The following is a 24,786-nucleotide window of genomic DNA, read 5'->3' as shown; positions in this document are numbered from 1 at the left end:
GGGGTATGGGGGCTTCGGGGTTCCGGGACTTCCGGGATTCGGGGAGCCTCCGGGGCGCCGGGACTTCCGGGATTCCGGGACGTGGGAACGAGGGGCTTGACGCCTGTTTCCAGGGTTCCGGGACGGGAGCGAGGGGACTGGATGCCTTGTTCCAGGGTCCAGGGTCCAGGGTCCAGGGTCCTGGGACGGGTGGGTCGAGAGGTCTGACGTCCTGTTTCCGGGGCTCTGGGAATTTCCAGGGTTCTTTCCAGTGCCCCGGGAACGCATCCGCCGTCCCGGGCGTTCTTCGGAACGCGCCGGGAACGGCCGGTGGACGAGCGGGAGGGGCGAGTGACGATCGTGGGCTTCGTGTCGCTGGTCGTCTGCGCGATCACACTGGTCCACTGCTACCTGTGGCATCGCCTGATCCGCTCCACCACGCGGCCCGGCCGGACCCGCCGGGTGCTGACGTGGGTCCTCGTCGCCCTGGCCGTGCTCGCCCCGGTGACGTTGATCGCCTCCCGCAGCGAGTGGGGGCACTTCCTGGCGTGGCCGGGGTTCTTCTGGATCGCGGTGATGTTCTACCTCTTCGTGTTCCTGGTGATCCTGGAGATTCCCCGGGCCGTGGCCCTGGGGGTCCTGCGCACGGTCGAGCGGCGGGCGGAGCGCCGCTGGGTTCCGCCGGGGGTGGCCGCCCGCGGGGCGGAGCGAGCCGCGCTCCTCGCGGCCCGGCCGGTGCCCGCCGTCGAGCCGGTGCCCGCCGTTCAGCCGGTGCCCGCCGTTCAGCCGGTGCCTGCCACTGAGCCGGTGCCCGCCGTGCGACCGGTGTCCGCCGTTCAGGCCGATGCCGTCGGCCTGGCCGAGCCCGAGGCGGGGTCCGCGGTCGGTGGCGTGATCGTCGTTCCGGGTGCCGGGGACGCCCGGCGCGGCGGAGGGGCCACGGGCGGGGCGAACGATCCGGCCGCGATGAGCAGGAGGCTGTTCATCGCCCGTACGGCCGCGGTCGCCGCCGGGGCGGGCGCGCTGGGCACGGTCGGTTTCGGGGTGAGGACGGCTCTCGGCGACCCGGTGATCGAACCGGTCAGGGTCGTGCTGCCCAGGCTGGACCCGCGCCTGAGCGGCCTGCGGTTCGCGGTGGTCAGCGACATCCACCTGGGCCCGCTCACCGGTACGGCGCACACCCGGCGCATCGTCCGCATGATCAATTCCTTGAAGGCAGACGTGGTCGCCGTCGTCGGAGACCTGGTCGACGGCACGGTGGCCGAGCTCGGCCCGCTGGCCAGGCCGCTGAAGGACCTCGAATCCCGCTACGGCGCCTACTTCGTCACCGGCAACCACGAGTACTACACCGCCAACGGCCCGCAGGAGTGGATGGAGGAGCTGCGCGCGCTCGGCGTCCGCCCGCTCGGCAACGAGCGCGTCGAGATCGCCCACGGGGGAGCCGTGCTCGACCTCGCCGGGGTCAACGACCTCGGCGGCGTCGCCTCGGGGGACGGCCCCGACTTCGAACGGGCGCTGGGCGGCGACCGCGACCGCTCCCGGTCCACCGTCCTGCTCGCCCACCAGCCGGTCCAGGCCGTCCAGGCGGCCACGTACGGTGTGGACCTCCAGCTGTCCGGCCACACGCACGGGGGGCAGATGGTCCCCTTCAACCTGGTCGTCCCGATGCAGCAGCCGGTCGTCTCCGGCCTCGGCGAGGTGGACGGCACCCAGGTGTACGTGACGCGGGGCGCGGGCTTCTGGGGGCCGCCGGTCCGGGTGGGCGCTCCCCCCGAGATCACCCTTCTGGAAGTCGGCCACGAGCGAGCCTAGGAACTCCGTCACGGGCCCCTGGAAACAGGGGCGGAGCGCCTCCGGAAACTCCGCTGAGAACCCCCTGGGAGCTCCGTCGCGAGCACCTCTGGAAACAGCGGCACCTGGCGCTTCTTTTCGCCGGGGTGGCCTGCGAGGTGCGGGGCGGACGTATTACCCTCATGCGACGGGCAGCCGGGCATTTCCGCCTGGCTCGTGTTTTCCCCAGCCCAGCGAGCATCTGGATACGCTGACACTATGACCACCCCTGGCCGGAGCACCGCGCGACGCAAGCCCCCCCACGTGCTGGCCAATGCCCCGTTCCGCAAGCTGTGGACGGCGATGTCGGTGTGCAGCCTGGGAGACTGGCTCAACCTCCTGGCGCTGACCGCCCTGGCGGGCAATCTCACCGCGGCGTCGGGCTACAAGGTCCAGAGCCTGGCCATCGGCGGCGTCTTCGTGGCGAAGATGCTCCCGGCCATCCTGCTGGGCCCGCTGGCGGGCGCGTTCGCCGACCGGTTCGACCGGCGGCTGACGATGTTCTTCTGCGACCTGCTGCGCTTCGCGCTGGTGCTGTCGATCCCGCTGATCGGCAGCTACCAGTGGGTGATCATCGCCACGTTCCTGGTCGAGTGTGTCAACCTCTTCTGGGTCCCGGCCAAGGACGCCACGGTGCCCAACCTGGTGCCCAAGGAGCGGCTGGAGGAGGCCAACCAGCTCAACCTCCTGGTCACGTACGGCACCGCGCCCATCGCGGCGCTGCTGTTCGCGCTGCTGTCGGTCGCCGACGACTTCCTGGGCAGGCTGGTGCCCTTCCTCGCCCAGCGCGAGACCTACCTGGCGCTGTTCATCAACGCCCTCGCGTACCTGGTCTCGGCCGTCATCATCTTCTCGCTCAAGGACATCCCGAAGACGGGCGCGCGGGCGACCGCCACGCCGTCGGTGCTGCGGCAGATCTTCGAGGGCTGGCGGTTCGTCGGCGGCAACCGGCTGATCCGCGGTCTGATCATCGGCATGCTGGGCGCGTTCGCCGCCGGTGGCGCGGTGGTGGGGGTGGCCAAGATCTACGTGGACGCGCTGGGCGGCGGCGACGCGGCGTACGGCGTGGTCTTCGGCTCGGTCTTCGTCGGCATGGCGTCCGGCATGTTCTTCGGGCCCAAGCTGCTGAGGGAGCTGTCGCGGCGGAGGCTGTTCGGCCTGTCGATCGTGGTGGCCGGGCTGGTCCTCGTCACGATCGCGCTCGTCCACAACCTGGTGATCGTCGTCCTGCTGACCGTGCTGCTCGGCGCGTGCGCCGGGATCGCCTGGATCATCGGCTACACCATGATCGGGCTGGAGGTGGACGACAGCCTGCGGGGCCGTACGTTCTCCTTCCTGCAGTCGCTCGCCCGGGTGACCCTGCTGCTGGTGGTCGCGGTCGCGCCGACCCTGGCGGGCCTGTTCGGCGAGCACCAGATCAGGGTCGGCCCGGATCCGGTCTACCGGTTCGACGGTTCCAACCTGGTGCTGCTGGTCGGCGGGCTGCTCGCGGTGATCGTCGGGATCGTCGCGCTGCGGCAGATGGACGACCGCAGGGGCGTCTCGATCGTCACCGACCTGGTCGCCGCGGTGCGGGGCGAGCGGTTCGCCCCCGAGAGCGCCGAGCAGGGGCGCGGGATGTTCGTCGCGTTCGAGGGCGGCGAGGGGTCGGGGAAGACCACCCAGTCCAGGCTGCTCGCGATCTGGCTGCGTGACCAGGGCTTCGACGTCGTGCAGACCCGTGAGCCCGGTTCGACCAAGGTGGGGATGCGGCTGCGCGCGATCCTGCTCGACGCGGTGCACCAGGGGCTGTCCGCGAGGTCGGAGGCGCTGCTGTACGCGGCCGACCGGGCCGAGCACGTGGAGAAGGTCATCCGCCCGGCCCTGTACCGGGGGTCGATGGTGATCTCCGACCGCTACGTCGACTCGTCGCTCGCCTACCAGGGCGCGGGCCGGGCCCTGGACTCCGAGGACGTCACGAGGATCAACAGCTGGGCCACCGGCGGGCTCGTCCCCGACCTCACGGTGCTCATCGACACCCCGCCGTCGGTGGGGCTCTCCCGGCTGGGCGGGGCCGCCGACCGCATCGAGTCGGAGCCCCTGGAGTTCCACGAGCGCGTCCGCCGCGAGTTCCGGGCGCTCGCCGCCGCCGAGCCCGACCGTTACCTGGTCGTCGACGGGACCCTGCCCCAGAACCAGATCTCTTTGATCATCCATGACCGGGTCCGCGAGATCCTGCCCGACCCGGTGCCGAGGGAGTCGGAGGACGTCACCGGGACCATGCCCGCGATCCGCGACTGAGCCCGCCTCACCGGCGGCAGGCGGTATGGCTCGCACCGGCCGGAGCGGAGGCGGTGGCCGGTACGGCGCGTCCGCGCCCGGCCAGGGGCGCGGTCTGTGGCCGAGCCCGCCTGGCGGCAGCCGGTACGCCGGCGCCCGGGCCGGGAGCGCGATCCGCGACCGAGCCCGTGTCCCCGGCGGTAGGTTGGGGGACGTGGGAGTCTTTGATGATCTTGTGGGGCAGGAGCGGGCCGCCGCGACGCTCCGCCGCGCGGCGGCGGCCGGGGCCGACCTGCTGGCCGGGGGGCGTGGCACCGGGATGACCCACGCGTGGCTGTTCACCGGTCCCCCCGGGTCCGGGCGCGAGGAGGCCGCGCGGGCGTTCACCGCCGCGCTGTTCTGCCCCGACCAGGGGTGCGGCCACTGTGACATGTGCCACCAGGTGGAGGTCGGTTCCCACCCCGACCTGGAGATCGTCCGCCCGCAGGGGCTCTCGTACGGCATCAAGGACACCCGGCGGCTCATCCTGCGCGCGGCCGGGGCGCCGACGCTGGGCCGCTGGCGGGTCGTGCTGTTCGAGGACGCCGACCGGGCGACCGAGGGGGCGTCCAACGCGTTGCTCAAGGCGATCGAGGAGCCGCCGCCGAAGACGGTGTGGCTGCTCTGCGCGCCCTCCCCGGACGACATGATGATCACCATCAGGTCCCGCTGCCGGCTCGTCACACTCGTCACCCCGCCCACCGCGGCGGTCGCCCACGTGCTGGCCACGCGCGAGAACGTGCCTCCGGCGATGGCGGAGTTCGCCGCGAGGGCCGCCCAGGGGCACATCGACCGCGCCCGCAGGCTCGCGCTCGACGCGGAGGCGCGGGCGCGCCGCGAGGCGGTGCTGTCCATCCCCCGGTCGCTCACCGGCGTCGGGGAGTGCGTGATGGCCGCCGAGCGGCTGGTGAAGACCGCCGAGGACGAGGCCGCCGCGGTCACCGCGGTGCTGAACGAGTCGGAGATCACCGAGTTGCGCCAGGTCTACGGCGAGGGCTCCACCGGCAAGGGGCTCAACAGGGGCCTGATCCGCGGTGGCGCCGGGGCGCTCAAGGATCTAGAGGACCGGCAGAAGTCCCGGGCGACCCGTACCAAGCGCGACGTCATCGACGCGTCCCTGCTCGACCTGGTGTCGTACTACCGCGACGTGCTGGCGGTGCAGTTCGGCGCGCACGTGGAGCTGGCCGGTGAGGACCGCCGCGCCGACCTGGACGAGCTGGCCCGTGCCTCCACGCCGGAGGACACCCTGCGCAGGATCGACGCGATCATGCGCTGCCGGAGGCGGCTGGCGTCCAACGTCAGCCCGCAGATGGCGGTCGAATCGATGACCATCTCACTGCACCGGCCCCGGCTCTGAAAGCCGTACCGGTGAGCCGGTTCCGGTTTCGTGGATCCGGCCCGTGACGGGAGGCAACCCGGGCGCGGTTTCCGCGTCTCTTGGACATGCAACCCGAAACGTTGGACGTGGGCAGACCCGGGCCCGCTGAGACGATCAGCGGGCTCTACGCCGGGCATGCGCTCGGGCTGACCCGGCTGGCCCTGCTGATGGTCGGGGATCGCGAGTCCGCCGAGGACGTGGTGCAGGAGGCGTTCCTCGGTCTCCATCGCCGGTTCGGCAGGCTGAGGGACCCGGAGAAGGCGCTCGTCTACCTGCGCAGCGCGGTGCTGAACAACGCGCGTACCGTGCTGCGCCGAAGGCGGCTGCCCTCGTGGTTCGCCGGGACGTACGCGCCGCCCGTCTGGTCGGCCGAGTCCGAGGCGATGCTCGGCGACGAGCGCCGGGCGGTCGTGGAGGCACTCCACCGGTTGCCGCGCCGGCAGCGCGAGGTGTTGCTGCTGCGCTTCTACGCGGATCTGTCGGAGGACGAGACCGCCAGGGCCATGGGGGTCAGCCGGGGCACCGTCAAATCCACCACGCACCGGGCGCTGAACGCGCTCGGCCGTCTCCTGGAGGAGAACCAGTGAACGCTCCCGGAGGAGGACCGGCGGACGCTCCCGGGGGAGAGCCGGCGAACGAGGTCGTCGACCGGTTGCGGGACGCGGCCGGAGCAGTCGGGAGGACCGTTCGGCACGTCCCCCCGTTCAGGCCGGGGCCGCTCCGTACGAGAAGGTCCTGGGTCATGCCGCTGGCGGCCGCGGCGGCGGTGACCGCGGTGGCCGCCGCGGGGGTGATGGTCGTCCAGGGCGACGGCCGGCGGGACGGCGTCGTCGCGCCGACCACCCCGGCGCCGACCGCTGTCCCGGGTCCGGTGCCGGGGGCGGATCCGGAGTACTTCGCGGTGACCGGTGACGAGGGCGTCAGGTTCTATCGGGCGGACACCGGTCAGAGAGCCGGCAGGCGGTCCACGAGAACCACGGCGGAGCGCTTCTCCCTGGTGGACTCCGCGCGAGGCGTTTTCTACGCCGTGATGACGACGGGTCCCTGCGAGCACCGGTTCGTCCGCCTCACGGTCGGCCGGCCGGGTGGGACCTCGCTGACGGAACAGTCGTTGAACGGCCCGCCGCGGGGCACCGTGCCCACGTCGCTCGCGGTCAGCGCGGACGGCGGCACGCTCGCCTACGGCCTGTCGCCGTGCGAGGCAGGCGTCTCCATCGTCCCGCGGCTCGGCGTGACCGATCTGGCCACCGGTGAGAGCCGGATCTTCGGCTCGTCGGGTGACGAAGAGGTCAAGGACGTGTCGATCACCGCAAACGGCCGCTTCGTCGCCTTCCAGCGTCATCCCTCGGGGCGTGTCCTGGTCACGGGCCCCTCGAACTCGCCCGTTCCGGCCTTCGTACCCGAGCCCCCCGTCAGCCCGACCTCCGCCACGGTGGCCCCTCCCACCTGGTCGGATCCCGGGCCGGGGACGCCCACCGCGGTGCCTCCCACCCCGGACGCCTCACCGTCCGGGGCGCCGACCCCGACGACGACCCCGACGACGACTCCGGCGCCGGGCCCGGTGGTGACGGGCACCCCGTTGCCCGGTGCCACCAAGGTGCTGGAGCGGAGCGGGTCCACGGCGACCTTCGAGATCAGTCCCGATCCCCCTGAGGTGTGGGTGCTCGACACGGACGAGGACGGAGACGACCTGGACAGGGCGCGGAGGGTACGGCTCAGGACCGCTTCCGGCGTGGCCGCCGACGTGCACGGGGCGCGGATCGACGCCGACGGCCGCTCGTTCGTCGCGGCGCTCGGCCGGATCGGCCTGAAGGCCGACGGGAGCGGCCTTTCCGTCGTGCCCGGGGCCGCCGAGATCGTGCGGTTCGACGCGGAGGACGGCGGGCAGGAGGCCGTGCTCTACCGCGACGATCGGGGAGGTTTCCGGCTGGTCGACGCGGACGGTTCGGGCGGGCGTCTAGTGGTCCACCGGGGGACGGAGTTCGGGGTGGTCGACTCTGGCCGGTATCGGACGCTTCGGAATTTCCCCAGAACCGACGGGATGGATATCGGCTGGTGAGAAGCGGGTAGTGACCGTCACCAAGCGGTCACTACTCGTTTGTTTCCGATTAGATGGAACCATTCACCGCTAAGTCACCTCAAAGTATGAGTGTGAGTCGTTAAGATTAACAGACAAAAATAAGCTATTTCGTTATAAATCAGTGGACTGTGTCCTGCTCTACGGGGATGAGCAGAGAAGACCGGGGGACTCTTGGTGAGCAGTGGGGCACGCTACGGGGTGATTCCGCCAGCGAGCGGGCGGGCTGTCACGAGCCGTGTGGGCAACGACGACGCGCTGAGGATCGAATGGCCTGATCCGGCCGACGGGAACGGCGGGAACGGCGGAAATGTCAGTGATGACGGGCACGACGCGGGGATCGTCCTGCGGCATGTGGAGACCGGCGAGGAGTGCGGGGCCGCGGATCTGACGGCTCTGTCCGCGGGTGTCTGGATGGCGTCGCGCGGCGGTGAGCCCGTCGTCACCGACGACCCGGGGTTCTCGCTCGACGGACTGTGGTCCTACGCCGAGACCTGTCGCAACCGGGAGATCAGGGCGTTCCGTACCTCCCTCGGCACGCTGGGTCTACAGGTCCGCGAGGTCGAGCCGTACGTCGAGGTGATCCGCGTGACCGCGGAGGACGGCGTGATCGAGGTGGAGGGCGCCATCGCGTACGGCGAGCCGATCCGGGGGGCGGCCAGGCTCGTCGCGGTGGCCCGCCGGGGGCCGGAGCCCGTGAGCGGGCCCGCGAGCTTCCAGGGGCGGTGGTTCGACGGGGGCGTGGAGATCGCGCCGATGGCCGAGACGCAGGTGCGGCGCCGGGTCTTCTGGGACCTCTACGCGGAGATCTCCGGGACGCGGCTGCCGCTGGCGACCCGACTTGATGACATAACGGATAAAAAGACCAAAGTTCGTTTTCCTGCCCAGCGGGTCGGGCAGGTGAGGGTCCGGCCGTACTACACCGAGACCGACAGCCTCGCCGTCGCGCTCAGCATCGAGGAGGAGAGCCCGTGAAGATCTCCTTTCTCATCCTCAACGCCTACGGCATGGGCGGCACCATCCGCGCCACCTTCGACCTCGCCACCGCCCTGTCCGAGCGGCACGAGGTCGAGATCGTCAGCGTCTTCCAGCACGCCGACAACCCCTTCCTGCCGCTGGGCTCCCAGGTCCGCCTGCGCTCGCTGGTGGACCTGAGGGAGGGGGCCAGGGTCCGCTGGCCGTACACGAAGAGGGCCGAGCGATTGAGTGCGCAGGAGAGCGCGCTGATTCACCCCGAGGAGCGCGCGTACGCCTCCTTCAGCGCCTGGAGTGACGAGGTCCTCGTCCGCGAGCTGCGCAGGCTCCGCAGCGACGTGCTGATCACCACCCGCGCGGGGCTCAACATCATGGCCGCGAGGTACGCCCGCAAGCGGGTCGTCACGATCGCCCAGGAGCACCTGCACTTCGAGGCCCACCAGCCGGGGATCTTCGAGGAGATCCGGACCTGGTACCCGAAGCTCGACGCCGTCGTGACCCTCACCGAGGCCGACGAGCACGACTACCGGAAGATGCTCAACGGGTCGCCCACCCGGGTGTTCACCATCGGCAACGGGCTGCCCGGCGGGCCGCGCCCGCGCTCCAGGCAGGAGAACCGGATCGTGCTGGCCGCGGGCAGGCTGGTGCCGGTCAAGGGGTACGACCGGCTGCTGAAGGCGTTCGTCCGGGTGGCGAGGGAACGCCCCGACTGGAAGCTGCGGATCTACGGTGAGGGCCGGGTCGGCGACAAGCTGGTGAGGCAGTCCGTCAAGCTGCGCCTGCACAACAACGTCACGTTCATGGGTTCCACCGGGGACATCGAGGGCGAGCTCGCCAAGGCCTCGATCCACGCGGTCAGCTCCCGGTTCGAGGGCTTCGGCATGACCATCATCGAGGCGTTCGCCTCCGGGGTGCCGGTGATCAGCTTCGACTGCCCCCGGGGTCCCCGCGAGATCATCACCTCCGGGGTGAACGGGCTGCTCGTCCCCGCCGACGACGTGGACGCCCTGGCCGGTGGGCTGATCCAGATGATCGACGACGAGGAGGGACGCCGCCGGATGGCCGAGAACGCCCTCCAGACGGCGAGGAACTACGACATCTCCATGATCGTCAACCGCTGGGAGAAGTCCTTCGCCGAACTCGGCCGCTGACCGGAGGGACTTCTGGCGCCGGGTGGAGCACTTCCGGCCGGAGGGCTTCGCATACCGGGCGGAGCGCTTCGAGCGACTGACCGGCTTCGAGTGACTGACCGGAGGGGCTCGCGTGCCGCGCGGAGCGCTTCGGGCGGACGCCGCGCCCGTGGGTATGACGCGTAGGGTGAGCACGAGCCGTACCCCCAGGTTTGGAGCCATATGGGCATGATCATGGCGGTGAGTTTCACCCGCTACGGCAGGCTGTACTACCTCGATCCCGGTGAGCACAGTCCCAAGGTCGGAGACAAGGTGCTGGTTCCCACCGAGGCCGGGCCAGAGGTGGCCGAATGCGTCTGGGCGCCGCAGTGGACGAGCGAGGAGGTCGGCGGGCTGCCGGTGTGCGCGGGCATCGCGGACGAGGAGCACCTGACCCGTGACGAGGGCAACAAGCGGCGTCGCGCCGAGGCCCGCAGCGTCTCCAAGCGCCTGATCAAGCGGCACACGCTGCCCATGAAGGTCGTCGGCGTCGACTACACGGACGCCGAGAACGTCTACACGGTCTATTTCTCGGCCCCCCAGCGGGTCGACTTCCGCGCCCTCGTCCGCGACCTGGCCCGCAACCTGCGTGCCCGGGTGGAGCTACGCCAGATCGGCCCCCGCGACGAGGCCCGCCTCCAGGGCGGCATCGGCCCCTGCGGCCGTGACCTGTGCTGCGCCACCTTCCTGAAGGACTTCGAACCGGTCTCCGTCCGCATGGCCAAGGACCAGGACCTGCCGGTCAACCCGCTGCGCATCGCGGGGGCGTGCGGGCGGCTGATGTGCTGTCTGAAGTACGAGCACCCTCTCTATCTCGACGCGCACAGCAGGATGCCCCGCGTCGGGCTGAAGGTCGACACCCCCGAGGGCGCGGGAACCGTCGTGGGCCGCAACGTGCCCTCCGACTCCGTCGTGGTCCGCCTGGAGGACGGCGGACGCCGCTGCGCGTGCCCGTCGGCCTCGGTGTGCTCCCCGCGCAAGCAGCACGACGCGGCGTACGGGGACGCGGTGAAGGCCGCCGACGGCGGGCCCGGGTCATGAGCGGGTTCGCGTAGCGAGGACATGAGCGGGTTCGCGTAGCGGGGACATGAGCGGGTTCGCGTAGCGGGGAAGACTGACCGCCCGCCGGTCCGGCCAGACCGGCGGGCGGCGACGAGGCCCGCCGGGCTTCTCGAAGGGCCGGGTTCCTCGGAGAAGAGGCGGGGAGGGCGGTCGTACCGGGTGACCGGCCCACCGGGTGCCCCGGTGACCCGGTGGGCCGGTCACGGGCTTCCTGTCTCGGAACCCGTCCGGGGGATCGGGGCCGTCCGCGGGCTCACGGGGTGAGCCCGCGGAGAAGGTGCCCCGGCTTCGGAACCGGCCGCGCCCGCCCTGAACGCCGTCGATTCCGGGAGCTCGTCAGTTCTGGGAGTTCGTCAGGTCGATGTGCGGGTGGGAGCCGTTGCGCCGCTCCTCCTTGAGGGCGTGCGTGACACCCTGGAAACTCATCTCCTCGGTCCGGCGCCTGATCATGGCCTCCACCGCGGCACGCGCCTCGGCGTCGGCGGCCTTGCCGTCGAGGTCTATCAGCTGGCGCCGCCGCCGTCGGTCCTCCGCGTCGCGGTGCGCCTGAAGCTCCAGCTCGCCGATGCGCCTGTCCGCGCTGAACTGCAGGCGCTTCTCGTGGACCCTTTCCTGGGTACGGTTCGCGAGATCCACCATCCGGTCGTAGGTGGTCGTTCCTCCCATGAGCTTGACCAGGACGGGCAGGCAGTCGATCAGGATCAGGAACAGCCGGAGCAGCCAGCTCGCCCCGAACAGGTAGGGGTTCTCGGCCGTCAGCTCGTGCAGCGCCCGCATGCGCTCCAGAAGCCCTACGGGATCGTCCGCCCCGGGCATCGCGTCCACCCGCTTCCGCACGTCCGCCTCGACCCGCTGCCCGAAGTCGGCCCGCTTGTCGGCGAGAGGCGCGCGCAGCGCGGACACCTGGTCGTCCAGGGAGCGGAGCCTCCGCTGGTTCTCGGCCAGCTTGCTGCGGGTGGCGAAGGACTTCACCGCGGCGTCCAGGCGTTCGCAGAGCGGTCCCATCCCCCTTCTGCCGCTCGTCCCCTCGGTCTTGACCCCTCCGCACTCGTTCGTGGCCTGGGCGAACAGCCTGTCGTGCCGCGCGGTGTCGGCGTTGACCCGGGTGCGGAGCCTTTCCGCGTCCTCCTCCAGGTCGCGCAGCCTGGTCGCGTCCGACTCGGCGGCCGGTGCCAGGAGCCTGGCGCCCTCGCAACCCCGCTGTTCCCGCGCGTCGGCGGGCTCCTGGGGGTTGCACCTCAGGAGCAGGGCCCGCCGCGCGTCGCGGGCGTCCTGGCGTCCGTCCTGGACGTGCTGGACCACGGCGGTCTCGAACACCTTCAGGACCAGCGGCTCGGCGATGACGAAACCCAGCACCACGGCGACGAGCAGGCGGGGGACCAGCATCAGGAGCCTGCGCTGCCAGATGCCGGTCACGGTCGAGACGAGCCACCTGTCGAGGTTGAGCACGACGAGCATCCAGATCGCCGTGGGGACGATCAGCCCGATGTGGGAGCCGCCCAGGACCTGGCTCAGGGCGAACCACATCGAGATCCCGGCGACGACCGCCGTGCCCAGCACCACGCCGCCGAGACCCACGTACCGTGTCCGCTCCAGCGGAACCTGGTCCAGGACGCTCTCGTCGACCCCGGCGAGGACCCGGAGCCGCCGCCCCAGGCCGAACCGCCCGCCCGGCCTGGCGGACGGCGTCCTGGAGTGCCTGCCGGGCGGTACCTCGTCGGTCGCCGAGTGCCTGCCGGGTGGCACCTCGTCAGTCATCGAGGTCCTCCAGGCCGATCCTGCGCGGGCCGTCGTGCCCGTTCTGGAACGACCGGCCACCGCCCGGCGCGGGGGGTTCCACGGCCTTCGGCGCCTCGGCGAACAGGTTGTCCCCGGTGACCGATGTCACCACCCTCTCGATGAGCCGCTGGGTGTCGATGGGCAGGAAGTCCAGTGCCCCGTCGGGCATGCCGTTGATGAGATCGGACAGGGCCTTCATCCGGTTCCCCTGCGCCTCGCGGGTGATGCCGACGGCGTCGTTCATCAGCAGCTGGTCCCGGCTGACGCCGAACGCCACGGTCGCCTCGGCGCCGCGCTTGAAGATCTCCTCGATCCTGGCGACGTCGCGGTTCTCGATCGCCCACTCCAGGTCCTTGCTCTCCCCGTTCCACTTGAGCCGCTTGAGCTGCTGGCCGTGGGCGAGGATGTCGTCGGGCGGGAGAAGGTCGACGTTGACCAGGACCACCTCCAGCCCGTCGATCCTGGGCGGGTAGAACTCCAGATAGGCCCGGACCCTGTTGGTGACCTCCACGGACAGGAGGTGCACGTCCTCGATCGGCCGCGTCGTGCCGAGCCGCATCAGCTGCGCGTCGTCACGGAGATGGTTGGTCAGCACGTCCGCGGCGTTCTCGACCCCGGCGGAGACGACCGCCTCCGCGTCGGTCACCCTGCACCTGAAGACGACCTTGAGCAGGAACTGATAACCCATGTCCTGTGACGGGATCTCGATCCCCAGCGTGATCTGCCGGTTGCGCATGTAGACGACGCTCACGGACCTCGCCTCCACGACGGCGTCCTCCGACCCGCGCAGGTGCTGGCCCTCCGTGTACGCCTTGTAACCCCCGTTCAGCGCGAAGACGAGGACGGTTCCCACCGGGGTCTCGGGAAGCTCGCCGGGATCGCGGCGGGAGAAGATTCCCAGCCGTCGCCGGGGAGGCCGCAGGGCGCGTTCTTCCATGATCGGGTATCCGCTGTGCGCGGGCATCGTGTTCTCCTTGGTGTCATTGATGGCTTCGCCGTGTGCCCGCGTCGAGCAGGGCGAGGACGATCTCCTTGGCGACCGGGGGATCCCAGCGCGCGTACGTCTCGCTGCAGGCGCGGTCGATCGCGCGCCTGACCAGCACCGACACGCCACCGGGCAGGATCGCCCAGATCACCCGGCCCAGCGACTCCGCGGCGGCCACGGCACCGTCCCGCCCTTCAAGAGCCTGAAGGGTGCGGCAGAGCGCCCGGACCGCCTCCGCGCGGTGGTGGGCGTTGTGGAGGGTCCACGCCCACAGGACGCCGATCGGTTCGGCGCTCGACGGCTGGGACAGGAGGAGCCACGTCATGAGGGGACTCTCGCTCTCCAGCCGGTCGGACTCCAGCACGCCGAGCACGGCTCCGAGGGCCCTCCTCGCCAGCTGCGGCGGCATGCCCTCGGCGAGGTCGCGCTCCAGGTGCTTGGCGAGCAGCCGCAGCCCGGTCAGCGCCTCACCGTCCCGTTCCGCCGCGGTCTGGAACAGGAGCGTCAGCGCCCGCTGGGCCACGTTGCTCACCCGGATCCCGCGGAGTGACAGATACCAGAGCCAGTCGACGGCCTCACCCGGATAGCGGATGGACAGGCCGCCGGCGAAGGCGAGGGCCGCGGTCATGGCCTGTGGCTGCCCGGCGTTCTCCACCCAGCTCAGGGCGGTGCCGAAGGCGATGGCCGCGGTGACGTCGTCCACGCACATCATGGAGAGCGTGCTGGCCGCGGTGAGCCTTTCCTGGACCAGGCCCCCGGCCCAGGGGCGCAGGAAGGACTCCCCGACCTCCTCGGGACGTGTCCTCGCGAGCAGCGCGAGCCCCGCCGCGACCTGTACCTGGACCTCGGGGAGTTCCCCCGCCAGCCCGCGGATCCACTCGCGCAACGGCTCCCACACGTTGTACCCGTAGCGCAGGCAGAGCTGGGTGATCACGTGTTCGCGGTGGCGGGGGCCGCAGAAGACCACCCTGGGCTCGCCCGCCTCGGCGGACACGCCGATCAGCGAGTGCCGGCTGTTCCACAGCTTCCGGCTCTGCGGCAGGTCCTCCCCGATCGGGCGCGTCTCGCGTTCGGCCCCCTGGCGCTCGATCTCGTCCGCGACGCTCGTCAGCCGCACCAGGAGCCGCTCGAAGACCCGCTCCGGCACGCCGTACGCGAAGGCCAGGGCCGCGACGGCCAGCACCTCGGAGCGTTTCGGCTCGCCGTCGAACCACTGGACGACGGTGCTGCCGTCCAGGTCGGCCAGGATCTCCCCCGCGTGCCGGGCGCCACCGGCCAGTTGCTCGGCCAGCTCGACGACCCGCTGTGGCGAGCGCAGCCCGGCGACGTGCTCGCGGACCCGGTCCTCGGAGAGAGCGGGGTGATCCATGCCGATGTGGGCTTCGAGCAGCTTCAGGGAGTCGGGAGGCTCCCACGCGATCTCGAACGCCTCGGGCTCGAAGCGCGCCTCCGCGCGGTTGAGGGTGATCACCAGATACGCCTCCGCCCGGGTCAGGTTGGCGCTCAGCGTGTCGAAGGTGAAGCGCCGCAGGCCCTTCTCGGCCTTGTCGTCGGTCCAGCCGTGGATGAAGTAGACGCGGTTCTTCTTGAACGAGGTCGACAGCAGGTCTTCCAGGTCACGGCGCGGGGAGAGGACGACGACCGTGTCCGCGGGGAGCCTGACCCGGTCGAGGAGGGCGGTCCCGCTCGTCCACTTGCCGATGCCCTCGTTCCCGGCGAGGACCACCACGCGGCGTTCGCGCAGGGTCGTCACGGCCCTGTCGAAACCCGGCGGCCTGACGAAGTGCCGGAGGGCGTGCTCGATCTCCTTCTCGTCGAGCCGCCGCGACGTCGATCGCGCCGTCCTGGTGCCCGCCATGCCGAACGTCGCGTTCCGCGCCTGTACCTCGGCGAAGAAGTTGTTGATCACCGTGGCCGTCTGGCCGAGAGCGCCCTCGTCGAAGTCCTCGTCCGCGTGCCCGGCGGCCGGTTCGTCCGGGGCGGCCTGCTGCCGCTCCTCCCGATCCGGTTCGGCGGGAGGCTCGGCCGGTGAATCCTCGTTCGGAGGGGGTTCCGCCGTCGTCATTTACGGCCGATCCCGAAGACCGCGCGGCGTGCGTCGACGGGCCCGCTCAGATTGTTGATCACATCTGCTCGCTGAGAAGGGCCGGTTCCGAGGTTCTCCGCCTGATCGTTCGCCTTCGTGTCCGCTGAGCCGGACAGGAGACGCAGATCCCCGGGCCTGAATTCCGGGCTCCATATCCACGCGGAGCCGGAGAACTCCTTCTCCCGAATCTCCACCCGGTGGAAGTCGCCGATCTCGTAGGAGGTGTGTCCCTGCCGTACGACGTCCTCGAAAACCCGCTCCGAGAGAATGAGAACAATATTCATGTCCTCTCTCTTCTTGAAGATCTTCTTTAGTGGCTGCCACTCGACCAGCCGGCTCGCCTCGACGACCGCCTGGCCGGCGTATCCGTTGGCCGACGGGTAGGCGGTGCCGAAGGCGAGGGCCACCCTGAGGCGGAGCCGTTCCTCCGCCGGGAGGCCGTCGTTGTGGTCGACGAGCCCTTGGTGGAGGGCCTTTACGTACTGGTCGACGACTAGGGGGTCGGGTTCGTCGGCGGGGAGCACCGCGAGCTCGCCGTCGCCTCCCGGCTGGATCGCCCACCGGTGCCGATTGAGCCCCGCCTGGGCGGCCGCGCTCTCGTGAAGGCCGACGAAGCCGTGCTGCATGGTCTCGTGGCGTTTGTCAGCTCCTTGTCCGTATCCTCGAAGATCGCTGGACATGATGAGGGCGCGTCCGAAATCGCCGCTTTTCATGGATTATTCCGGTTCCTTATGATCTGGGCGTAATTCCAGCTTGAAGCCATCAGTATGAGGGAATGTCGAGGGCCACATCCCCTACTGATAGGGGATGTGGCCCTAGCAAACATGGAGAATAAACCCCAAGGTGGATTAATACCTACTCGCAACCTAGTTTGCCCTCTTTCCTGGAGTTTGGTGCCAAGAGGCGAAGGGAAAACGGTGTCCTGGATGCGACAAAAACCTCAAAAGTTAACGAATCAGGATCTAGAAGGCGCGCTGGCGGTGATGATCTCGTTCCAGAATTACGTTCAGCACGCCGACGGGAAGGTGGGCATTCTCGCCGTGTCGCACGCGGGGGCCGCGGCGATGGTCGCCGCCCAGGCCGGAAGCGCCGCCAGGCTCGCCCACGCGGGTCTCGTCGCGGGGACCGTGCTGCTGGGGCTCTTCCTGCTGGGCTTTCTCGTGTCCGGCTACCACATGCTCCAGACCATCCGCCCGGTCCTGCGGCCACCGAGCACGCGGAGCAGGTACGGCATCACCGGGGTCGCCGACCACGGACCCCCGGCGATGGACGAGGACGTCGCGACCAGGATCGGCGAGGCGTGGGCGATGACGCGTCTCCTCGCCCAGATCGCCGACCGCAAGTATCGTCACGTGTCCAGCGCGCTGCCCTGGACCGGGTTGTCGCTCGTCTCGGCGATATCGCTGACGGTGCTCGTCGCGGCATGGCGATGACCCCGTCGCACGACGCCTCCGCGGGCGCGACCCGTGGGGCGTCACGGGAGGGCGTTCCGGGAGCGTCGCGGGAGGGCGTTCCGGGAGCGTCGCGGGAAGGCGTTTCGGGGGCGTCATGGGAGGGGCTCCGGGGGGCGTCATGGGAAAGCGCTCCGGGAGCGTCACGGGAAGGCGTCTCGCGGAGCGCGATCCGGGTGGTGGCGACGGACGCCACACCCGTGCGGCGCGTTCAACTCGCGGCGCCGAAGGCGTGGAGCGCCTCCAGGTCCGTGATCACCACCTGCCGGTAGTCGGTCAGCAGCAACCCGTCCCTCTTGAGGAGCCGGACCGCGTTGTTCACCGCGGCCTCCTTCGCTCCGATGAGCCGTCCCAGCTCGGGCTGCGACAGCCTGATACCGAGGTCGGTACCGCCCGCGACGGCGAATCCGTGACGTGCCGCCAGGTCGCTGAGCACCCGTGCCAGCCGTACCGGGACTTCGAAGGCGGCGAACTCAAGCCGACGCTGGTTGGCCCATTCCAGCCGTTCCGCGATCATGGAGGCCAGTGCGGACCACAGGCGCGGGCGCTCGTCGAGATAGGCGAAGAACGTGGTCGCGGGGATCCGGAAGGCCACCAGCGGGGTGCAGGCCGTGACCGTCGCCGAGCGCCCCGTCTCCCGGAGCGCGGCCATCTCGCCCACCAGGTCACCGCTCAGTCTTATGCCGAGCAACGCCTCGGCGCCGTTGTCGAGGATCGCCGTGATCTTCGCGCAGGCGGGCGACGTGGACCGGACGGAACGAAGCAGCAGGACATGATCACACTGAAGGTCGCCCTGCCGGATCAGAATCGCTCCGGGCTCGTGGCGCCGCGACTCGCCGAGGCCGAAGAGCTCGTTGCGCCCCTTCTCGTCAAGGGTTGAGATCAGGGTCCCCGCGGGCCAGGGAGAGCCCGGGGCCTGGCGGGGTGCTCTACTGGACATGAGGCCTCCTCGACGGTGAGGGTGCGTGCTTCATCCGCTCGCCATACTCGCGGGGGAGAACCGGGAGAACCGGGAGAACCGGGAGAACATGGAGGACAGCCATCGGGATCAGGCCGGTTGGCTAAGATGCCACCGGTGCCTGCTCGGCCGGTGGTCACGTGAAGGACGCAGGGCTCTCCTACCGAGCGCGTGACGGTCGTGTCCCACAATCTTGACATTCCGGCCTTGAGAAGGTGAAGCGGATGCGTGCACCTCAGAAGTATGAGGATTCGTCGCGTCGGGAGCTCCGTGACCGGACCTCGTATGCCGGATCGGCATACGACTCTCCCCACGGGCCGGACAAGGCGTGAAATCCCAGGTGGCCGCCGTATTGGCGGCGGTGGCCCTGCTGGCGGGCGCGTGCACCGGAACCGATGCCAACGCCGGCTCCGGTAACGGCAGTGGCACGGGCAGTGGTGAGGCGGGGGCGGGGAGGTCGTCGCTCGGCTGGGAGGAGTGCGGGGACGGTTTCGAGTGCGCGAAGCTCCCCGTGCCCCTCGACCACGCCAAGCCGGACGGCGAGAAGATCGAGCTCAGCGTGATCCGGCTGCCCGCCTCGGGTGACCGGATCGGTTCGATCCTTCTCAATCCGGGCGGACCCGGCGCTGCCGGGGTCAAGTACGCGCGAGGTGCCCGCACGGCGGTGAGCGAGGCCGTACGGGACCGCTTCGACGTCGTGGGCTTCGACCCGCGCGGGGTCGGCGGGTCCGCGCCCGTCCGGTGCCTGTCGACGAGCGAGCTGGACACCTACGTCGGCCTCGACAGCTCGCCCGACTCGCCGGGGGAGGTCACCATGCTGGAGGAGGGGTCGCGGCGGTTCGCCGCCGGTTGCCAGGCCCGTTCGGGCAGGCTCCTGCCGCACGTCGGCACGGCCGACGCCGCCCGGGACATGGACCTGCTGCGCGCCGCGGTCGGGGACTCCCGCCTCACCTACCTCGGCAAGTCGTACGGCACCCAGCTGGGCGCCGCCTACGCGGACCTCTTCCCCGGCCGCGTGCGCGCCCTCGTCCTGGACGGCGCCGTGGACCCCTCGCTCGGCCCGCTGGAGCTGAACACCGCGCAGGCACGCGGTTTCGAGGTCGCCCTCGACGCGTTCCTCGGGGACTGCCTCACCGCCACCGACTGCCCTTTCAGCGGCTCCGTCGGCTCCGCCCGCGCGGAGATCGCCGCCCTGCTCCGCCGCGCGGACACGGCCCCCCTGACCAACGGGACGGGCGACGGCCGTACGGTGACCGAGGCCTGGACCACCCTCGGCCTGATCACCCCGCTCTACGACCGGCAGGCCTGGCCGGTCCTCCGCCAGGCGCTCGACCGGGCGCTGAAGGGCGACGGCACCACCCTGCTCCGCCTGGCCGACCTGCTGATCGACCGCGAGGCGAACGGCGAGTACACCAACCAGACCGAGTCCAACCTGGCCGTCAACTGCGTCGACGCCCCCTACCCCCGCGACTCCGCCGCCTACGCCACGGCGGCCCGCGAGTCGGCCAAGGACGCCCCGCTCTTCGGCGCGTACGTCATGTGGAGCTCGCTGCCCTGCGCGTACTGGCCGGCCAAGGGAGGCCCCCGGGCGAAGATCGACGCCCCCGGCGCCCCGCCCATCATGGTCGTCGGCACCGAACGCGACCCGGCCACGCCCTACCAGTGGTCCGAGGCCCTCGCCTCCCAGCTCTCCTCCGGGGTCCTCGTCGGTTTCGACGGTGACGGGCACACCGCCTACCTGACGGGGTCGACGTGCGTGGACCGTCTGGTGGACGACTACCTGATCGATCTGACCGTTCCCAAGGACGGAACCCACTGTCCCAAGATCAGCTGATTCCAGGGCGCGGGAAGGCCCCGGGAGCCTGTAGACTGCCGTAGGCCGTGGTGAAACACGGCACGCCGCCTTAGCTCAGTCGGCCAGAGCACTTCACTCGTAATGAAGGGGTCTGGGGTTCGATTCCCCAAGGCGGCTCCAGGTCAGAGGCCCTCCGGGAGATCCCGGAGGGCCTTTTTCGTGGCTGTACAGCAGCGCCGTACAGCAACCGTCGCTGAAGATCGGAGCGGCCTGGAACTGGGCACCTGGCTAAGGCCCTTGAGGTAGCGATCTCACCGTCTTAGAGGCCGTCGTGACCATGGAGGCCCAGCATCCAACGTTCATGCCTCTGTCTTGGGAGGGGGTCCTACGTAAGAGGACTTACCGTTGGAGACTCATGGTAAGGTTGTAAACAGCTGAAGCCCGAGCGCAGTTGGTCCGGCAAGACGCATGCGATCGGGCTTCGTGTGGCGCCGTAGCTCAATGGAGAGAGCAGTCCTCCGCTAAAGGTCCAGGTGCGGGTTCGAATCCCGCCGGCGCCACCACCATCATACCTGTCCCAGAGCGTTGGACCCAATGGTCCAACGCTCTTTGGCCTTCTGTTGTATCGCGCCGGTTAGGGTCCAACGTTGGTGTGGGTGCACGAGCTGACGCTCCAACCAACCAAGGCAAACCGTTGGAGCTAGGTCCTCGACCTCCAACAAGCTTGGGTGCTAGCCGACGATGTTCCAAGAATGCGTCGGAGCCTACTGGATGGTCTCGAAGACTTCGTCCCCTACCCAGTACAAGCGTCCTGCCCGACCGATCGAGCCAATGCGACTAATCCATCCCCTCTTCTCTACCGCCTCGATCAAGTTCCTGGCGCCTTGATTGGTGATATTCAATGCGCGCTCGACCCGACGGACCGTAAGAAACGGATTGCTGAATAGGAGTTCGACGACCTCTATGGCTCGACTTCGAGTTCCGAGCAACTCATTGCGGTAATGTTCGCGAAGCTTAAAGAGCTTCACGACTCTATTCTCGGCATCCTCGGCTTGCTTCTCTACAGCTGTTAGGAAGAACTGGATCCACTCCTCTAGTCGTCCTTCTTCCCGTACGGCCTGAAGATGTCCATAATACTCACGGCGCCGCGCCTCCATATAAGGACTTACGTATAGGAGGGGGGTTGGAAGTAGTTGCTGTTCTGTCAGCATCAGGATTATCAGAAGGCGTCCAACTCGACCATTCCCATCAAAGAATGGATGAATGGTCTCGAATTGATAGTGCATCAAGGCGCACCGTACTAACGGTGGGAGACGTCTGGAATTCCGTATAAAGTCATCCCAGTCTGCGAGGCTTTCATCCAGGTGATCAGGCGTGGGAGGTACGAAGGCAGCGGTTTCGGGTGAGTCGGTTGCCGAACCAATCCAGACAGGGCCGTCCCGAAATTCTCCTGGTTTCTTTTCCTCGCCGCGAACACCGGTAAGGAGAACACGATGAACCTCGCGGGCAATGGCAATGCCCATATTGGTGGATTCGAGAAGCTTTAGTCCACGATCCAGTGCACGCTGATAGTTCAGTACTTCATTGACTTCCTCATCCTCCGACGGCTCATCGCTAGCTTCTGCTTGAAAAACTTCCGACAAAGATGCAACTGTTCCTTCGATCCTTGAGCTGGAAACAGCTTCCCTTGTCATGTAAGGATGAAGTAGGACTGAGGGATCTTTTAGTAGTCGCCCAGTGCCACTTAACCGTCCGAGTGCGCGATCTGCTCTCGACAAAGCCAACACGGTATCTGCGGACAAGTTGAGCTCACGAGGCATCGTGTTCGGCCGATAAAACCAAAATGCCCACTTATCGTCCGAATGTTTTGCTACATGGCCATACTCGTCGGATACAAAGCGCTGTGGGTCCACGTTGGTAGGGTACAACAAGAAACGGACTTTCGTTGTATCTTGGATGGATCTTCTGTCACGCTGCGTGACGCCACATAGGCGATCTATGGCGGGGCATCTAGATGTAGGACAAGCTCAGCGATCATCCAAAGCATCGTCCGGAGTGGGTCTACGGGTTGCTTGCGGGTTAGATCACAACCCTGAGAATTTCGCAAAGGCCACCCCGGTTGCATAGGAGTGGCCTTCGCTCTAGCCCAGCAGTACAGAGTGTTGAGCACCTAACGATCTAGGCTTTCGTTAAGCTGATCGAGTGCCTTGCGCGCTTCTGGATCGGCGATCTGGGTGTACACGTTCATGGTCACCGAAATCTGCGAGTGCCGCAGGATGCGCATGGCGACTCTAGGATGCACGCCCAGCGTGGCGAGCATCGAGGCGCAGGTGTGGCGTGTGTCGTGGACGCGGATACGAGGGACGCCAGCCCTCTCGCAGTAGCGCTCAAAGGACCGATAGAAGTTGCGCGGCTCGATCGGGGTCCCGTTCTTCGTAGTGAACACGAGGTCGGACCCCTTCCACCTCTTCCCGGCATCCCGGCGGGCCTCTTCCTGAATCCGCTGACGGTCCCGGAGCGCAGCTATGCACAGCCCGAACAGGGGCAGAGAGGCCGTCGAGTCCTCCGTCTTGGTCGTCTCTCGATGCAGGAGCTCACCACGGACTCGGTTGAGTTGGCGGGAGATCCAGAGCTGTTCTCTATCAAGGTCGACGCAGTCCCAGGCGAGTCCGAGCACCTCGCCCCGCCGCAGGCCGAGAATCAGGATCAGCACGTACGCGGCGTAGAGCGGTTCGTCCACCGAGCGCAGGTGCTCAAGGAACTTCCGCGCCTCGTCGACGTTCCACACGCTGTGCTGCTTGGCCTTCTTGGTCTTGCTCGCGTTGGGCAGGACGGTCAGCGCGGCGACGTTCTTGGAGATCAGTTCCTCGCGGATGGCGTTACTGAGAGCCGAACGCAGGATGCGGCGGATGCTCGCGATCGTGCTCCGGGACGGATACCCCTTGCAGCACTCTCCCTTGGAGCAGCACCGACGCTTGGCTTCCGGCCGCTGGTGATCCTTCTTCTGGTCGCAGCAGGTGCAGAGCGTGACTAGCGTGTTCAGCCATGTCTGAACCTCGCGAACCGTGAGCTTGTCGAGCCGCTTCTTGCCGAGACCGGGGATTAGGTAGAGCCGGACCAGCGCTTCGTAACCGGCGTAGGTGGTCGGCTCCCGGTTAGGTTCGATCACCTCGGCGAGCCAGCGCGTCAGGTACGCGGCGAGGGTGGGGTGCTTGGTCGGTACCGGTCCCTTGCTCGCGAGGTCGTGGAGCTTGAGCCACTTCTCGTGGGTCTCCTCGCGGGTCTTGCCGTAGGCCCATTTGCGAGTCTTCTTGCCCTCTGGCGTGACGACCCATACGTAGCCGGCCCAACCGTCCTTGTACGGGAAGACCGAGCCCTCACCGTTCGAGCGCTTGCCCATCAGGCGGCCTTTCCACAGAGTCGGTTCACGTAGTCGTTCAGGGCGGATTCGGGGATACGGCGGCAGCGCACGCCGACCACGATCGAGTCGAGTTCACCGGAGCGGATGAGCTGGTAGAGCGTCCACCGACTGACCTGGAGAGCGGTCATGGCCTGCGGGACGGTGAGCAACGCAGGACTACTCATGGACGCCTCCCGAAGCTCCGGTAAGGGCGCTTACCAAAAGGGCATCACCGGCCGAGTGGCCCTGTCCGGCGTACTCCCAGTGCGAGACGACGAGCACCGTGTCCTCATCGAAGAGCGGAAGCCGTCCGGTGGTGATGGCTTCCCCGCGCATGTAGTCGGTGCGTTCCTGGCGGATGTCGCCGAGGGTGGTGGAGTAGCGGCGGCTCTTGGTGGAGAAGTGGCCGCGGAACCCAAGCATGTTCGCCCATTTGATGAGCCGGAACTCGGTCAGTTCGTCGAAGGCGCCCAGGCGCAGGCACTCGGCGATGAGCCGCCGGGCGTGGTCCCGAATCGGCAGGGCGGTCAGGTCGTCGAGGGGGTTGATGCGCCGGTCCAGGGTGCCGACGCATTCGGCGGCTTTGGTGGCGTACTTGGCGATGTAAGCAGCTACGGCTTGTTCGGTGAGGTCACCGGTCATGGTGATCTCGCGGACGTCGAGTTGAGCGCCCCATTGGAAGGCTCGCGCGGGTTCGCCGGGTACCGCGGGAACGGTGACCGCGACGGCGGAGGCGGCGTGCTGTACGGCGTCGGTCATCAGGTCGGCCGTCGCCCAGGCCGGTGGAGTTGTAGCCGGCCCCTCGGGACCGTCGACGCGGATGACCGCGTGGAAGTGGACGACGCCGCGCCGTTGGTATTCGGCGACCTTGGCGAAGGAGATCACGGCCTGTTCCCGTAGCTCTCGCTGCGTCAGTCCGGCGTTCTTGGCGACGCGGCGGCGAAGAGCTTCGGTGAAGCGCCGCCACAACTCCGGGGACATCGCGTTGAACAACACCGAGCCCGCGTAGTCATAACAGTCCGGGCAGAGCGGTTCGCCAAGGCGACTCTCGTCGACCCCGTGCCGGGTGGTGCAGGACATGACGCGTCCGTGGGGGCAGGTGGCCGCGTCGCGTCGAGCGTGACACGGCAGGACGGTGCCGTTCTTCTCTCGCCGGGTGTGGACGGTGCCGAAGGAGGGAGCGGTGAGGGTGACGAACAGGCAGGGGTGCGCGGTGACCGAGGTCGGGACACCCTTGCCCCCGACGAGGCCCGCGCGGATGAGTTGGTAGGTGTCGGCCCGGTAGGTCTCGGCGCAGGCCGGGCAGCGGGAGGCGCGCCGGGTCTTGCAGGGGACGCGAAGGATGCCGTCGGGTTCGCCTGCGGTGCTGTAGCTGTGCAGGCGCTTGCCGGTGGCGGGGTCGAGGTGGTGGACGTGGCCGCGGAGGTGGATGGGTTGTCGGCAGCCGCCGGTTCGGCGGATCTGGGAGGCCCAGCGGGCGTATTGGGGGTCGTGGAGCCGGGTGATCATCCCGGCTACCGCGTAGGTGCTTGGCATGATGGGGGTGTCCCTTCCGGGCTGTGGA

Annotated in this window: 19 protein-coding genes and 2 tRNA genes; 12 read left to right on the top strand and 9 right to left on the bottom strand. The window is 68.7% G+C overall.

Annotated features, from left to right (window positions below):
• Nucleotides 1-330: 330 nt before the first annotated feature.
• The 8 genes from ACSC1Q_RS07400 to ACSC1Q_RS07365 all read left to right on the top strand — a co-directional run bounded on the left by ACSC1Q_RS07400 (nt 331) and on the right by ACSC1Q_RS07365 (nt 10,747).
• Nucleotides 331-1,791, top strand: a complete 1,461-nt coding sequence (locus ACSC1Q_RS07400; protein WP_436757915.1) for a metallophosphoesterase — start codon at nt 331-333, stop codon at nt 1,789-1,791.
• A 237-nt stretch (nt 1,792-2,028) separates the two neighbouring features.
• The gene (gene tmk / locus ACSC1Q_RS07395; protein WP_436757914.1) at nt 2,029-4,089 is read left to right on the top strand and encodes a dTMP kinase; all 2,061 of its coding nucleotides are present in this window, start codon (nt 2,029-2,031) and stop codon (nt 4,087-4,089) included.
• A gap of 193 nt (nt 4,090-4,282) precedes the next feature.
• Nucleotides 4,283-5,464: a DNA polymerase III subunit delta' gene (locus ACSC1Q_RS07390; RefSeq protein WP_436757913.1), complete on the top strand. Its 1,182-nt coding sequence runs from the start codon at nt 4,283-4,285 to the stop codon at nt 5,462-5,464.
• 107 nt (nt 5,465-5,571) lie between these two features.
• Nucleotides 5,572-6,072: a SigE family RNA polymerase sigma factor gene (locus ACSC1Q_RS07385; protein WP_436757912.1), complete on the top strand. Its 501-nt coding sequence runs from the start codon at nt 5,572-5,574 to the stop codon at nt 6,070-6,072.
• Nucleotides 6,073-6,227: 155 nt separating this feature from the next.
• Nucleotides 6,228-7,544 (top strand): ricin-type beta-trefoil lectin domain protein, encoded by a 1,317-nt coding sequence (locus tag ACSC1Q_RS07380; protein WP_436757911.1) that lies wholly within the window; start codon nt 6,228-6,230, stop codon nt 7,542-7,544.
• A 258-nt stretch (nt 7,545-7,802) separates the two neighbouring features.
• Nucleotides 7,803-8,537, top strand: a complete 735-nt coding sequence (locus tag ACSC1Q_RS07375; RefSeq protein ID WP_436757910.1) for a hypothetical protein — start codon at nt 7,803-7,805, stop codon at nt 8,535-8,537.
• Entirely contained in the window at nt 8,534-9,688 is a 1,155-nt protein-coding gene (locus ACSC1Q_RS07370) for a glycosyltransferase family 4 protein (RefSeq protein ID WP_436757909.1), read from the top strand. Before ACSC1Q_RS07375 ends, ACSC1Q_RS07370 begins: the two co-directional genes overlap by 4 nt.
• 201 nt (nt 9,689-9,889) lie before the next feature.
• Nucleotides 9,890-10,747, top strand: coding sequence for a PSP1 domain-containing protein (locus ACSC1Q_RS07365; RefSeq protein WP_436757908.1), 858 nt, complete (start codon nt 9,890-9,892; stop codon nt 10,745-10,747).
• Nucleotides 10,748-11,104: 357 nt separating this feature from the next.
• On the opposite strand, the gene ACSC1Q_RS07360 is transcribed toward ACSC1Q_RS07365, so the two are convergent.
• The 4 genes from ACSC1Q_RS07360 to ACSC1Q_RS07345 are packed head-to-tail and all read right to left on the bottom strand — an operon-like array spanning nt 11,105 to nt 16,331.
• Nucleotides 11,105-12,526 carry a DUF4407 domain-containing protein gene (locus ACSC1Q_RS07360; protein ID WP_436757907.1) on the bottom strand — a complete coding sequence of 474 codons (1,422 nt, stop codon included), beginning with the start codon at nt 12,524-12,526 and terminating at the stop codon, nt 11,105-11,107.
• Complete coding sequence (locus ACSC1Q_RS07355) at nt 12,519-13,511, bottom strand: hypothetical protein (protein ID WP_436757906.1); 993 nt, start codon at nt 13,509-13,511, stop codon at nt 12,519-12,521. Before ACSC1Q_RS07355 ends, ACSC1Q_RS07360 begins: the two co-directional genes overlap by 8 nt.
• A gap of 16 nt (nt 13,512-13,527) precedes the next feature.
• On the bottom strand, nt 13,528-15,597 hold the full coding sequence (locus tag ACSC1Q_RS07350) for a hypothetical protein (protein ID WP_436757905.1): 2,070 nt from the start codon (nt 15,595-15,597) through the stop codon (nt 13,528-13,530).
• Entirely contained in the window at nt 15,594-16,331 is a 738-nt protein-coding gene (locus ACSC1Q_RS07345; protein ID WP_436757904.1) for a hypothetical protein, read from the bottom strand. Before ACSC1Q_RS07345 ends, ACSC1Q_RS07350 begins: the two co-directional genes overlap by 4 nt.
• Before the next feature lie 270 nt (nt 16,332-16,601).
• Here ACSC1Q_RS07345 and ACSC1Q_RS07340 point away from each other — a divergent pair, with 270 nt between their 5' ends.
• Nucleotides 16,602-17,051 (top strand): Pycsar system effector family protein, encoded by a 450-nt coding sequence (locus ACSC1Q_RS07340; protein WP_436757903.1) that lies wholly within the window; start codon nt 16,602-16,604, stop codon nt 17,049-17,051.
• 229 nt (nt 17,052-17,280) lie between these two features.
• Here the strand turns inward: ACSC1Q_RS07340 and ACSC1Q_RS07335 are convergent, their stop codons facing one another.
• The gene (locus tag ACSC1Q_RS07335; RefSeq protein WP_436757902.1) at nt 17,281-18,009 is read right to left on the bottom strand and encodes a Crp/Fnr family transcriptional regulator; all 729 of its coding nucleotides are present in this window, start codon (nt 18,007-18,009) and stop codon (nt 17,281-17,283) included.
• 346 nt (nt 18,010-18,355) lie between these two features.
• On the opposite strand from ACSC1Q_RS07335, the gene ACSC1Q_RS07330 reads away from it, so the two are divergent.
• From ACSC1Q_RS07330 to ACSC1Q_RS07320, 3 genes are all read left to right on the top strand, one after another.
• Nucleotides 18,356-19,861 (top strand): alpha/beta hydrolase, encoded by a 1,506-nt coding sequence (locus ACSC1Q_RS07330; protein ID WP_436757901.1) that lies wholly within the window; start codon nt 18,356-18,358, stop codon nt 19,859-19,861.
• Between the two features lie 64 nt (nt 19,862-19,925).
• Nucleotides 19,926-20,002 (top strand) — tRNA-Thr (locus tag ACSC1Q_RS07325).
• A 307-nt stretch (nt 20,003-20,309) separates the two neighbouring features.
• Nucleotides 20,310-20,385: transfer RNA gene (locus ACSC1Q_RS07320), tRNA-Ser, on the top strand.
• A gap of 201 nt (nt 20,386-20,586) precedes the next feature.
• Here the strand turns inward: ACSC1Q_RS07320 and ACSC1Q_RS07315 are convergent.
• The 4 genes from ACSC1Q_RS07315 to ACSC1Q_RS07300 all read right to left on the bottom strand — a co-directional run bounded on the left by ACSC1Q_RS07315 (nt 20,587) and on the right by ACSC1Q_RS07300 (nt 24,758).
• Nucleotides 20,587-21,735 (bottom strand): Fic family protein, encoded by a 1,149-nt coding sequence (locus ACSC1Q_RS07315; RefSeq protein WP_436757900.1) that lies wholly within the window; start codon nt 21,733-21,735, stop codon nt 20,587-20,589.
• 257 nt (nt 21,736-21,992) lie between these two features.
• Complete coding sequence (locus ACSC1Q_RS07310; RefSeq protein WP_436757899.1) at nt 21,993-23,222, bottom strand: site-specific integrase; 1,230 nt, start codon at nt 23,220-23,222, stop codon at nt 21,993-21,995.
• Nucleotides 23,222-23,407 carry a helix-turn-helix domain-containing protein gene (locus ACSC1Q_RS07305; RefSeq protein ID WP_425958134.1) on the bottom strand — a complete coding sequence of 62 codons (186 nt, stop codon included), beginning with the start codon at nt 23,405-23,407 and terminating at the stop codon, nt 23,222-23,224. The genes ACSC1Q_RS07310 and ACSC1Q_RS07305 overlap by 1 nt, the downstream gene beginning before the upstream one ends.
• Nucleotides 23,400-24,758, bottom strand: coding sequence for a replication initiator (locus ACSC1Q_RS07300; protein WP_436757898.1), 1,359 nt, complete (start codon nt 24,756-24,758; stop codon nt 23,400-23,402). The genes ACSC1Q_RS07305 and ACSC1Q_RS07300 overlap by 8 nt, the downstream gene beginning before the upstream one ends.
• Nucleotides 24,759-24,786: the final 28 nt, after the last annotated feature.

The sequence above is a fragment of the Streptosporangium heterodermiicola genome (assembly GCF_051390675.1).
GTDB lineage: Bacteria > Actinomycetota > Actinomycetes > Streptosporangiales > Streptosporangiaceae > Streptosporangium.
Note: the sequence above shows the minus strand (reverse complement) of the source record. Positions and strands in the feature narration are given on the sequence as shown.